The following is a 12717-nucleotide window of genomic DNA, read 5'->3' on the forward strand; positions in this document are numbered from 1 at the left end:
CTACTAACAGTATAAAATGCCTAGCTTGGTATTGCCGCTGGGTGTTTTCGCTTCTTAATATTCGATCGATGCTGACCACAACCGGGATGATTTTTGAGCCAAACAAGAGTACGACAATCCTCATCATTTAAGCGGAACTTGAACAGCTTCAGGAGTTGGGTGTAGTTGCACAAGTCGCGATCGCATTGGATAGGAGAGGTCTTACGGCTGTTAACTCCACTTTGCCTGTTTGGGGATTGCGATACCAATCTGTGGCTTGCACGATCGTTGGAGTTGACGTGGGAGCTTGAGCGATCGCGGATTTGTGAAAAGCCGAGAGATCACGCATATCATTCCAGGAACGATTGTGGCTGACTTCTTGAGTTGGATTTTGAGGAATCCCGCCTCGTCCTGTAATCACAAAACTACTCCCTTCAGTGCCGGAACAGGCAGCGGCGACTTGTTGGTTTGAATCGATGAGTGTGGTGGATAGCTCGACTAAGCCAGAGTTCGGGTCAACTCCTACATTGTTGACATCAACAGTACCATTCACGCCGAATTCAGAGCTTGCGGTGATGTCGTTTTCTAGGGTTAAGCGATCGCGATATTTCAGCCCAATAATGCCTTGAGTCGTAATCTGGATATTCCCTCCACGACCTTCTACCGCATTGGCAATAATGTCACTATTTTCTAATCCCACGATAATGGGTGCATCAATGGTAATGTTTCCGCCAGTCGAAGTTCCTGTAGCACTCGTAACAATTTGACTACCTTGCCGGAGCAGTAGCAAATCACGGGCTTGCAGCCAGATATTGCCTTGATTACCACCATTGACCTTGGCTTGCAGACTCGCACCATTGTTAAGAAAGACAGTCCCCGCATTGATATTGAGGTTGCCTGCATCGCCGGTTCCGGTATTACTAACAGTAACTTGGGCAGCGTCACGAACGGCAACAGAATTTGCAGTAATGTTGACTGAGCCTGCGGCAGCCGAGGAGGAGGAAGAGGCTGTAATGGTACTGGGCAAATATTGACCATTGATTTGAGACAGGGCTCCCCCCTGAACATCGATCGAGTTCACGTTCAAGTTCACATTTCCGGCTGCACCTTGCCCCTGGCTAGATGCACTGATTTGTCCTCCATTAAAGACGCGCAGACTGTCCGCTGTCAGATGGATAGTTCCGCCTGTCCCCCTTGCCCCATTGCCAAGGGAAGTAGTAATTCCTGTGAGCGTTTGGCTATATCCATCCACGATTGGATCGCTAACTTGTACCTCCCTAGCTCGAATATCAATGCTTCCGGCTGTGCCTTGTGCACCTGGTAAGGCACCAAAGAATGGGTTGATTTGAGAACCTGCGACTTCACTAGCAATGGCTCCACCCTGAGATAGTTTTAAAAGTCCTGTGTCAATTAAAATATTCCCCCCTTGTCCAGATGATCCTGCTTCCAAGGTCGTGAGAACTGAACTAGATAGGCCACTAAAGGTAGGGCAAACGCAAGAAAAAAGTGACGTAGGCTAAAAGCAGTGTAACCCGCTTGAGAGACACTGCTCATGACTCAACCTACGGATGCGCGGATTCTCACGCACTTTGCTGATTTGGCAGACCCTCGCGATGAGCGTGGCAAAGATCATTTACTTATCGACATCATCACAATCACGATTTGTGCCGTCATCTGTGGGGCAGAGAGTTGGGTGGATATCGAACTGTATGGGCAATCGAAACAATCGTGGTTGAGCAGTTTTCTGAAGTTGCCGAACGGCATTCCGTCGCATGATACATTTGCGCGGGTGTTGGCTCGACTTGACCCAGAAGCGATGCAGCAATGTTTTCTGGGTTGGATTCGTGCCATTAGCACCTTGAGTAAGGGCGAAGTCATCGCCATTGATGGCAAGAAGGTGCGCCACTCTTATGATACTGCCAACGGCAAAGGTGCGATTCATATGGTGAGTGCTTGGGCAAGTGAGAATCGCTTGGTGTTAGGACAACAGAAAGTCGATGCAAAGTCGAATGAGATTACAGCAATTCCAGAATTGCTAGAAGTCCTAGCTCTCGAAGGCTGTATCGTCACGATTGATGCGATGGGGACACAGAAAGAGATCGCTGCGACAATCATTGAGCGCGGTGCAGACTATGTGCTTGCTCTCAAAGGCAATCAGGGTGGATTGTTTGAAGATGTGCAGTGGTTATTTGAGCAAGCTCAAGCCGTGCAATTCCAAGATGTCGCGCATGACTTTGTGCAAACGATAGACAAAGGACACGGACGCATTGAGATTCGGCGGTGCTGGACGTTGGCAGACGCAGAACTGGATTATTTGGTGCAGAAGCCGCAGTGGAAAGGACTGAAGACCGTAGTAATGCTTCAGCGCGAACGCAAAATTGAGGGACAAACGAGCAGCGAAACGCACTACTACATCAGTAGTCTCGACCCAGACGCGGCGAAACTCTTAGCTGCCATCCGCACCCATTGGACGGTGGAAAACCATTTGCACTGGGTGTTAGACGTTGCTTTTGATGAAGATGCTTGCCGTATCCGCAAGGATTACGCACCGCAAAACTTTTCCCTGTTGCGTCACATTGCGCTCAACTTATTAGGACAAGACAAAACGACGAAGGCAGGCATTGCAGCGAAACGAAAAAAGGCGGGATGGGATGATGGTTATCTTCTCAAAATCCTGTCTCAATAATTTTCATGCGTTTGCCCTACCACTAAAGGTGGTTCCCTGCATCTCCAAACTCTCGGCAGCCCGAATGATAATGTCTCCAGCTTTGCCATTGCCCCCGATTACACTACCTGCGATACGGCTACCGCCCAGAAGACGTACCCGATCTGCCTCAACCGTGACCTGACCACTCTGATTATTGTTTCCAGCCACAATCACACTCATAATCGTAGTTGCAGTCAATGTGGGTAAAGTTTCAAATCCTCGCATCTCCACATCAGTCGCCCGAACCGTCACATTCCCGGAGCTAGAGTGATTCCCCGCAGTGGCCGATCGCAGAGTAGCCGAATTAGCGATTTGTAACCGTCCCGTTTCAACGGTTACATTGCCCGCTCGTCCAGTGGCAGTCGGCCCAGGCAGCGCAACAATACCAAATGAATTGCCCACCGAAGTGGAAATCCCATCGAATCCAAAGGGAAAATTAGAATCTGTTGCACCTAAAAGATCAACAAACTCCATCGTGTTAACTGTAATATCCTGTCCTTCTCCAGAGAAGGTAAAAGATGTCATGTTTGAACTCTCTTGCAAGGTCAATCCCCGTCCTCGCACATTGATGCCTCCCCCAGCAGTCATTCCACTAGCATCGACCAAGGCAGCTTGTTGTAGAGTAATAGTGCCCCAAGTCGCTGCTGTTGCTGGGCTGGCTAATTGCCACGACTGGGTGTTGGTTGCGATCTGTCCATTTCGCAAGGCCCACAGTTCGATTCGTCCTCCAGGGGCAGATATCGTTGCACTACTCAAATCGATCTGACCACCCACCAGTGCTAAGGTTTGCATCGGAGCTACTGCCAGGGTAGGTGGTCGGAATGAAGGATTGGCCGTGGCAGCACCCTGTACTTGAATGGGGCCTGCGTTTGCCCCCATCTGCAAGCCTATGGGTGCGCTGATCGTCAGTAAAGGCGTTCCAGAATTAACCGCGCTAAATTCTGTACCATCCGCAAATTTAACGCTACTAGCTGTCGTTCCGACAAATGACCCTCCCAGATTCAGTGATGCATTTGGTCCAAATAAAATGCCACTGGGATTCAACAAAAATAAGCTAGCAGAACCATTGGCTTGAATCAGTCCATTGATGTTGGATGCAGTTCCCCCCGTGACGCGTGCAAAAATATTCTGCACATCTAAGGCATTGTTGAAACCTGCTGAACCACCCGTGGGTAATGAGAACTGGCTGAAACTATGAAAGAGATTGTTGCCAGAACGTGTGCCTCCCTCAATCGTGAAGGCAAGATTGTTCGGAGTTTGAACTGTCGTTGCTAGGGTGTTGTCGGGAATGACTTGAGCATCAACTCGATCCATTCTGAGAACATGGTCGGTATATCCAAGAGCGATGGTACTGAGTCCAACCCACATTAATCCAACTACAGCCTGCTTCATAACGTTTAACCTTGAATTTTGGAATGTCAAACGTAGAGTGCCCGTGCTTCAAAAAACATCATCTTGCTGTATAAAAAAGATACTGTTGGCAAGCAGAAACTTAGGAAGGGCTTTCAGTTGAGCGAGGTTTGCTGGCACAAGTGGCAGATGGAGTGCTGGAAGTAGGATGTGCTGCAACTAATTCGACTTTTCCAGTTTGAGGATTGCGATACCAAGCCGATGCTTCTACAATCAAGGGTGATGAATTTGGCGACTGAGCGATCGAGGGTTTGTGGAAAGCTGAAAGATCACGCACATCATTCCAGGTGCGATCGTGGGTCACCTCTTGAGCCGGATTCTGAGGCACTCCACCTCGCCCCGTGATCACAAAGCTACTGCCTTGAGTCCCGGAACAGCCAGCCGCGACTTGTTGGTTTGAATCGATCAATGTGGTGGATAACTCGACTAAGCCAGAGTTCGGATCAACTCCAACATTGTTCACTTCGACGGTGCCATCTACGCCGATTCCGGAACTAGCAGTGATGTCGCTTTCAGGTGTTGTGCGATCGCGGTATTGTAATCCGATAATGCCTTGAGTCGTAATTTGGATATTTCCGCCTTTACCTTGTGCTGCATTGGCGACAATATCACTATTTTCTAATCCTACGATCACAGGCGAATTGAGCGTGATATTCCCACCGTTACCATTTCCACCCGAAGTTACCGCGATCGCGCTATTGCTCCGTAGCAGTAACAGCTTACCAACTGCTAAATCAATATTTCCGCCATTTCCTGACGCTGTTTGTGCCTGAATGCTAGCTTGACGATCTAATTGAATAGTATTAGCTTTGATGCTCAGCGTACCACCATTGCCATCCCCTTGATTCGTCACACTGACGGTGCCGCGATCTGTCAAGATTAGATTAGGTGTGGAAATGCTAACACTGCCTGCATTTGCGATTAAAATATCGGGAAGCCCAAATTGCTGCCGCAGTTGTGGGTTTAAGGATAGGACAGAAGAGTTGATGCTGCTATTATTGCTCTGATTGTATCCTCTGATCTCGATAGATTCTGCCGCGTTAATTCTCAGATCTCCGCCATTTCCCATAAAGAATGTCGTTGCTGCAAGGGTTCCGCCATCGAGAATTTGTAACCGATCTGTCTCCAGGGTGAGAGCCTTAGCAGTTCCGGTTGCAAACGTGACTGAACCAATAGCGCTCTGGAATCCGAAGCCGTTGCCGCCCGTGATCGTTGTTTGATTGTTGTGAATTGCAACTTGCCCACTCGCACCGCTGCCAAAGGTTGCTGAACTCAAGGAAGCGCCACCGGAAACGACTAAACTATCCCCATTGACCAGAATGTCACCCGCATTTCCCGAACTGTAGTAACTAGAGGTGCTGAGACTACTCACACTCCTAGGATTGCTGAGTGAAAAACCAGATACTTCAATGGCAGTTGCCTGAATGTCAATATTCCCGCTTGTAGCCGTTCCTATCGTTGAAGTATTCAATCCTGCCCCTGCTTGGACAGTTAGCTTGGGAGTAACAACACTGACGTTGCTTCCTGCTGCAATGCCAAACGTTTCACTCCGAATTCCACTCCAAATGCGTGAGTCCGTTGCACCAATCATGTCGATCGCGTTTGAAGCTCGCAGGCGAATTTCCCCACCCGGCAGGTAACCAAAATTTTGTGACAGGATCAGTGAACCATCGGTGAATTGAATCTCTCGCCCTTGAAGCTGTACCGATCCGGCATTAACGCCACTCACGTCGAGAAGCGACTTTTGGGTGAGTTGAATATTTCCAAAGCTCTGATCCTGCTCATAGTCCAAGCGATACCCCTGGGCGGTAGGAATGAGGTGAATCAGACCTGCACCACTCAGACTACCTAATTCGACTCGTCCCTGTGGGGCGCTTAGAGTTGCACCATTGAGATTCAAATTGCCGCCCATCAAGGCGAGGGTTTGTCCTGGTTGAACGCGCAATTCTGTCGCACTGGGAACTACAGCGATGGGAGGCAACCCACTAGGATTGGGATTACTCAGAGCGTGCCCTGTTCCTTGAACAGTAATGGATGCCGGATTGCTCCCCATTTGCAATCCCACAGGAACACTCATCGTTAACAAAGGGGGTGCCATTACATTGTCGGCATACCACTCTGTACCATCGGCAAATCTGAGACGATTTGCAGTTGTTCCCAAGAATGAGCCACCCAGATTCAAACGAGCATTCGCACCAAAGAGAATGCCATTGGGATTGAGCAAGAATAGATTGGCAGTGCCATTGGTTTGAATTAAGCCATCAATGTTGGAGATGGTGCTACCCGTAACACGACTGAAAATATTTTGAATGTTAGTCGCGTTGTTGAAGAGAGCAGACCCACCTGTGGGAATAGAGAATTCTTGGAAGCTATGGAAAAGATTCGTGCCGGAAGTCGTGCCGCCTGTGATGGTGAAGTCGTTGAGCGATCGTGTGACTTGAGTATTGAGGGTCGTGTCGGGAAGGACTTGTTGCGCTTGAACCGGAAGAGTGAGGGTCAAACACATTCCCAAGAGCACGGAGTGTAGCACGGATCGCACCATAGAAGCTTCTCTTGACAAATAGGAGACTCAGTCAATGTGCCCCAAAAATCATCAAGAGAAATGTTGTGTAAAGAATTTAATTGCAGGGTCGAATTACTTGACACTAGAGCGCAGTTGTAGAGGAGCCACAGGTTGCGGCAATGTGAGGTTTAGTTGGTACAGTGGCAACCAACTCGACTTTGCCCGTTTGGGGATGGCGATACCAAGTTGTCGCTTCTACGATTGAGGGTGATAAATTGGGAGCCTGAGCGATCGCTGGTTTTTGGAAAGCTGAGAGATCGCGGGTATCATTCCAGGCACGCTCACTTCTCACAGTTTCAGCCGGATTTTCTGGCATTCCGCCACGTCCTGTGATCACAAAACGGCTGTTTTGAGAACCAGAACAGCCATCTGCGACTTGTTGGGTTGAATCGATGAGAGTTGTGGATAGCTCGACTAAGCCAGAGTTAGGATCAACGCCGACATTGTTGACTTCAACAGTGCCATTCACGCCGAACTCAGAACTCGCCGTGATGTCGTTTTCGGGGGTTAAGCGATCGCGGTATTGTAATCCGATAATGCCCTGAGTGGTAATTTGAATGTTTCCGCCTTGACCCCTCACAGCATTGGCGACAATATCGCTATTTTCTAATCCCACAATGATGGGTGAATTGATCGTAATATTGCCTCCATTTCCCTTTTCGCCTGCCGTTGCCGTAATGCTACTATCGTGACGCATCAATAAGAGATCCCGAAGTTGAAGGTTAATATTGCCCCCCTCGCCTGATTCAGCTGCCGCAGTAATGCGACTCTGATTCTCTATCAGGAGGCGATTGGCGATAATCTGCACATTTCCTCCAATGCCTGGCCCATCATTTTGGACACTGAGAGATCCTCCATCTAATAGGTGGAGCAATGGAGTGTTTATGATTAAAGAACCTGAATTACCGCTAGGAATCTCAGGTAGTGTTCTAGATGTGTGGGCATAACGTTATACTGCTCGCCCGAACTCATGACGGTTGATGAATAATCCAATCACAGTATCATGCATCTTCTCAGTCTTGGAAAAACAGATCGTCTTTCTGGCAAGTCGCTTGATCCGAGTTCTCAAAGTTAGATGCTTCCGCTCAATGCGCTGTGTGTTGGCTTTGCCAACCGTATGGTGCTGCTCATCTAGCAATCGCAAGTAAGCTCCCCAACTATCGGTGTAAAACCGCTGAATCGAAAAAGGAGCTAACAGTTGCTGAAGTTGCTTAAGAGCTGAGTCTTCATGGGTGGCTAGCACATAGGCAAGTACTTTTCCAGTTTGATGGTCAATCGCGTGCCACAACCATCGTTGATGCTGCTTTGACTCGACAAAACTCCACATCTCGTCCAGCTCCGCCGCCTCGACTCTGACGACCATGACTGCCGTGTTATCCGGTTGGTGCTGTTCGAGCAGACTTGTGTTTACTTGTTCAAGTTGGCTTGACTTTTTTTCAGCGTTTCAATCACAGTCGTTGGGCTAATCTTCAACACTCTGGCGGTATCACGAATACCACTGCCGTTGATTGCCATGTCACTGATTTGCGCTTTGACTTCAGGCAGTCGTCCTCGATAGCTAAAGTTCAAGATAAATGATCGTCTGGAACACTCTAAGTTACGGCAACAATACCGTTGTTTTCCAGCAGCACTGCGACCATGCTTAACGACATCCACACTCTGGCAATCGGGACATTGAACAGGTTCTAGGACCATCTCTAGACTCAGCCCTCTAACACATCGTTTTCATTCTGCCATATATCCACACATCTAGAACACTGCCGGAATCTCAGGTAGCCCAAAAGCAGCTTGAACATCTGGACTGAGCCTCTCAGCATTTGAAAAGATCCGAGAGGTTGTCCCAATTGCATTTCCCTCAGTTCCACGACCCTCTATAGTGATGGACTCCGCAGCATTAATTGTCACACTGCCGGCTGAGCCAGTTGCGAAGGTAGACGATCCCAGAGATGCTCCTGATTGGATCACCAATCTAGCTGTGTTGATAACAGCACTCCTTGCATTTCCAGAATCTTGCACGAATGTAGACAGCGAACTTTCTGAAAATGCAATAGGATTGTACCCTACAATTTCGATTTGATCAGCGACATCTACTTGTATAGTGCCAGTCTGCCCAGACTGAAGCGAGACAGATGTAACAGCGCCAGAGTCGAGAATTCTAAGGTTATTCGCAATTATTTTGATGTCCCCTGCGTTACCCATATCGAAAGAAAATGTGACAAGGGCAGAATAAAGGAGTGGATTTGTGGAGTTAAAGCCACTGACCTCGATCGTGCCGCTCGCATTCGCTGTAATGGTTCCACCGTTGACTTGATTGCCAATTGTTGAAATTCTTGCGCCATCCTGGAGAGAGATTTGGGCAGCAGAAATCGTAATATCTCCTGTCTGACTAGTGCCAAAGTTATCGATTTCGATCAGACTGCCCAACTGATGATTGGCTGTATTGCCGACTAAGCTCAGCGTACCTGTCGCATTGATTGAAATTCCTCCTGATGGTTGGGTTCCAAAGTTTTGGATCAAAGCAGCAGATCCTTCAGTTAAGCGAATGTTGCGTCCTTGCAAGTGGATAGAACCAGTGCCGTCGCTGGCATTTAGTAGTGATTGTTGCGCTAGATGAATATCGTTAAATTGCTGCACCGTGGAGTAATTTCCTGTCCAACCTGTAGATGTCGTCTTGAGTCCAACTTGTCCAGCACGGACACTGCCTATTTCTAGATGCCCTCCTTCATTTGTCGTGATCACGCCACCAGAGAAGGTTATAGCACCACCGATCAGTGCTAGGGTTTGATTGACTCCGGCTTGTAGTCCAAGAGGAGCATTGCTAGCATCGATCGTTCCAAAGCCAGTGCTATCGATCAGTTGATTGCCTTGACCTTGGATGGTAATACTGCCAGGATTCTGTCCCATCTGTAAACCGATTGGCACACTCATGGTCAGCAAAGGTGGATTACTGGAATTGACTGCACTAAACTCAGTCCCATCGGCAAACTGAATGCTATTCGCAGTCGTTCCCACAAAGGAGCCGCCAATGTTCAATCTTGCATTGGCTCCAAACAGAATGCCACTGGGATTAAGCAGAAAAAGACTAGCAGTGCCATTCGTGTTTAACAGTCCATCAATATGGGAAGCACTGCCTCCAGTGACACGAGCAAAGATCGTTTGAATATCTGTCGCGTTATTGAAACTAGCAGAGCCGTTTGTGGGGACAGAGAATCGGTTGAAGCTATGGAAGAGGTTGTTGCCGGATCGAGTGCCCCCGTCGATGGTGAAGTCGAGGTTGTTCGGCGTTTGGACAGTGGTTGCGAGGGAGGAGTCAGGGAGGACTTGAGCAACAGTGTGATCGATTTTGAGGATCAGGTCGGCACATCCGAGTGTGACTGTACTTAGAGCGACCCACATCAATCCAGCGACAGCCTGCTTCATTGCATTCAACCTCAAATTCTGGAGTGTCAGATGTAGAGTGCCCGTGTCTCACAGAACATCATCTCGACTGTCGGAAAAGGATACTGTTGAGAATTGGCTAGAGAGGCTTTGAGTTTAGTGAGGGTTGCTAGCACAAGTGGCAGATGGATTGAGGTAGGTAGGGTGTGCTGCGACTAATTCGATTTTTCCGGTTTGAGGATGGCGATACCAAGTTGTTGCTTCTGCGATCGTAGAAGCAGAACTAGGTTGAGCGATCGCTGTTGTTTGGAAAGTCGAAAGATCACGCATATCGTTCCAAGAGCGATCGCGGCTCACGGTCTGAGTTGGATTTTGCGGCACTCCACCACGTCCTGTGATCACAAAACTACTGCCAGTATCGTTAGAACATCCTGGCACAACTTTTTGGGATGAATCCGTGATATTTTCTGGTAACGTGACTAAATCAGAATTGGGATTCACTCCCAAATTATTAATCTCAATGGTTCCATCAACACCTGATCCACCACTGGCTGTAATGTCATTGCCTTCAGTGAGTTCAGGACTAACCTTTAAGCCAAAGATCCCTTGCGTTGTGATGTTGATATTTCCACCTCGACCCGTGAGTGCACTTGCAATAATGTCACTGTTATTTAGTCCAAGAATAATGGGTGACTGAATGGTAATGTTGCCACCATCACCTGTGCCTAAAGCAGTTGTAACAATCCAGCTTTTATCTCGCAGAATTAGCAAATTTGTTTGGACATTGATGTTGCCTCCCTGTCCTGAGGCGGTAAAGCTAAATAAACTACCCACATTTCTCAGTTCTAGCTTTTCCGTATTAATATTCAGTGCCCCTGCATTGCCAATTCCATAGTTACTCGCATTAATCCTACCGTTATCGCTAATTCTGAGGAGCGGAGTATTAACGGTAACGCTTCCTGATGAACCCATAATAGGGGGCACGGTTCCACCCGATAACTGGGAAGCATAGGCAGTAGGCAGAGCGCTGACGCTTGATGCGATCGCACTACCATAGCTCACTAAGGGTGCTGTGCCACTGAGATCGATCGATTCCGTCGCATTGACCGTCAACTCTCCGGCATTGCCAATTCCTAGACTCGCGGTTGTAATCGTACCGCTTTCCCTCAGGATGAGCGTCCGAGTATTCAGCAACAAATTTCCGGCATTGCCAGTTCGACCGTTTGTTGTAGCAGCAATTAGACTCGTGTTCCCGGCGGGTGTTGCACCACTCACGTTAACGCGATCAGCATCGATCGTAATATTGCCACCTGCACCCCTGGCAAAAGTTGTAGAGCCAAGAAATCCACCGTCTACAATTGAGAGGTCGCGGGTTTTGACCTGCACATCACCTGCTTTTCCTGTGGAGAATGTGAGACTTCCTAGAGCGGTAAAGGCTGAGAAATCGCTTGGGATATACCCACTAATATTCAAATGGGTTGTTGTGATGTTAATGGTTCCACTGTTGGCAGCACTATAAGTCCGGTTGCCCATCAGTGCACCCTGCATCAGACTCAAATCGGGTGTCACAATGTTAATATTGCCACTCATCCCGCTGCTAATGGTTTCGTTGATGATACTCGTGCGGATTTTGAGATCGGATGTTGTACCGGATAACTGCACACGATCGGAAGCAAAAACATTAATATCTCCAGACTTTTGGCTGCTTCGATTCTGTGCCCATAATGTAGAACCGCCGCTGAGGTTCACCGTACGACCTTGTACTTGAATTGAACCCGCATTGATACCATTGACTTCGACGAGCGATCGTCCTGCAAGATGAATGTCACCCAATGTAGTAACCTGCCCATAATCTAGGGCAAAGCCTTGATTGAGCGGATTGAGTTTCACCTCACCTTCCGCCACACCGCCCAGTTCGACTCGCCCTTGCGGAGCACGTAAAATGCCGTCATTGAGATTGATCGTAGACCCTATCAGTGCGAGGGTGCGACCTGGCGTTACCGCTAAACTCCCCTCAAACGTGGTAGGAATGTAGGGCGCAAGAAGGGAATCTTGGGCAGTCAGACGGTGTCCAGTTCCTTGTAGTGCAATATTTCCCGAAGGTCTGCCAAACTGTAAGCCAATCGGCGCACTGATTGTTAACAAGGGCGGAGTGCTGGTGTTTATCGTACTAAACTCCGTGCCGTCAGCAAACTTGAGACTGGAGGCGGTGGTGCCAATAAATGAGCCACCCAGATTCAAACGAGCATTTGCACCGAAGAGAATGCCATTGGGATTGAGCAAGAATAGATTGGCAGTGCCATTGGTTTGGATGAAGCCATCAATGTTGGAAACAGTGCCGCCTGTGACGCGAGTGAAGATGTTTTGAATGTTAGTCGCGTTGTTGAAGAGGACAGAGCCACCTGTGGGAATAGAGAATTCTTGGAAGCTATGGAAGAGATTCGTGCCGGAAGTGGTGCCGCCTGTGATGGTGAAGTCGTTGAGCGATCGGGTGACTTGGGTATTCACAGTAGAGTCGGGAAGTACTTGTTGTGCTTGAAGCGGGAGGGTGAGGTTCAAACATATTCCCAAGCACAAAAAATTCAGTACTGTTCGCAGCATGAAAACTTCTCTTAACACAGATAGGCGACTCAATTAATGTGCCCTCAAAATCATCAAGAGAAATTTTATGTGGCGATAG

The 12717-nt window shown here is 48.4% G+C and carries 8 protein-coding genes; 1 reads left to right on the forward strand and 7 read right to left on the reverse strand.

Going from position 1 to position 12717, the window contains the following annotated elements:
- Nucleotides 1-148 precede the first annotated feature (148 nt).
- Entirely contained in the window at nt 149-1429 is a 1281-nt protein-coding gene (locus ACMUEV_RS28015; protein ID WP_190651579.1) for a beta strand repeat-containing protein, read from the reverse strand.
- A gap of 102 nt (nt 1430-1531) precedes the next feature.
- On the opposite strand from ACMUEV_RS28015, the gene ACMUEV_RS28020 reads away from it, so the two are divergent.
- A complete protein-coding gene (locus ACMUEV_RS28020) occupies nt 1532-2665 on the forward strand; it encodes an ISAs1 family transposase (protein ID WP_415354710.1) in 1134 nt (377 codons plus the stop codon).
- Between the two features lie 3 nt (nt 2666-2668).
- On the opposite strand, the gene ACMUEV_RS28025 is transcribed toward ACMUEV_RS28020, so the two are convergent.
- The 6 genes from ACMUEV_RS28025 to ACMUEV_RS28050 form a co-directional block, all read right to left on the reverse strand.
- The gene (locus ACMUEV_RS28025; RefSeq protein WP_242045016.1) at nt 2669-4078 is read right to left on the reverse strand and encodes a filamentous hemagglutinin N-terminal domain-containing protein; all 1410 of its coding nucleotides are present in this window, start codon (nt 4076-4078) and stop codon (nt 2669-2671) included.
- A gap of 100 nt (nt 4079-4178) precedes the next feature.
- Nucleotides 4179-6638 (reverse strand): beta strand repeat-containing protein, encoded by a 2460-nt coding sequence (locus ACMUEV_RS28030; protein ID WP_242045018.1) that lies wholly within the window; start codon nt 6636-6638, stop codon nt 4179-4181.
- Nucleotides 6639-6741: 103 nt separating this feature from the next.
- Entirely contained in the window at nt 6742-7533 is a 792-nt protein-coding gene (locus ACMUEV_RS28035; RefSeq protein ID WP_190653909.1) for an S-layer family protein, read from the reverse strand.
- Between the two features lie 75 nt (nt 7534-7608).
- A protein-coding gene (locus ACMUEV_RS28040; RefSeq protein WP_415354656.1) for an IS1 family transposase occupies nt 7609-8354 on the reverse strand; the annotation gives its coding sequence in 2 pieces (ribosomal slippage) (nt 7609-8099 and nt 8099-8354; 747 coding nt in all).
- 54 nt (nt 8355-8408) lie between these two features.
- Entirely contained in the window at nt 8409-10079 is a 1671-nt protein-coding gene (locus tag ACMUEV_RS28045) for a filamentous hemagglutinin N-terminal domain-containing protein (RefSeq protein WP_190653033.1), read from the reverse strand.
- A gap of 114 nt (nt 10080-10193) precedes the next feature.
- Entirely contained in the window at nt 10194-12596 is a 2403-nt protein-coding gene (locus ACMUEV_RS28050) for an S-layer family protein (protein WP_348251551.1), read from the reverse strand.
- Between the last annotated feature and the right edge of the window lie 121 nt (nt 12597-12717).

The organism is Leptolyngbya sp. FACHB-1624 (assembly GCF_047649235.1).
GTDB lineage: Bacteria > Cyanobacteriota > Cyanobacteriia > Leptolyngbyales > Leptolyngbyaceae > Leptolyngbya > Leptolyngbya boryana.

Excerpts from the sequence above, each read along its gene's own strand:
- ACMUEV_RS28045 (WP_190653033.1), bottom strand. The coding sequence starts at position 10,079 with ATGAAGCAGGCTGTCGCTGGATTGATGTGGGTCGCTCTAAGTACAGTC.
- ACMUEV_RS28025 (WP_242045016.1), bottom strand. The coding sequence starts at position 4,078 with ATGAAGCAGGCTGTAGTTGGATTAATGTGGGTTGGACTCAGTACCATC.
- ACMUEV_RS28030 (WP_242045018.1), bottom strand. The coding sequence starts at position 6,638 with ATGGTGCGATCCGTGCTACACTCCGTGCTCTTGGGAATGTGTTTGACC.
- ACMUEV_RS28020 (WP_415354710.1), top strand. The coding sequence starts at position 1,532 with ATGACTCAACCTACGGATGCGCGGATTCTCACGCACTTTGCTGATTTG.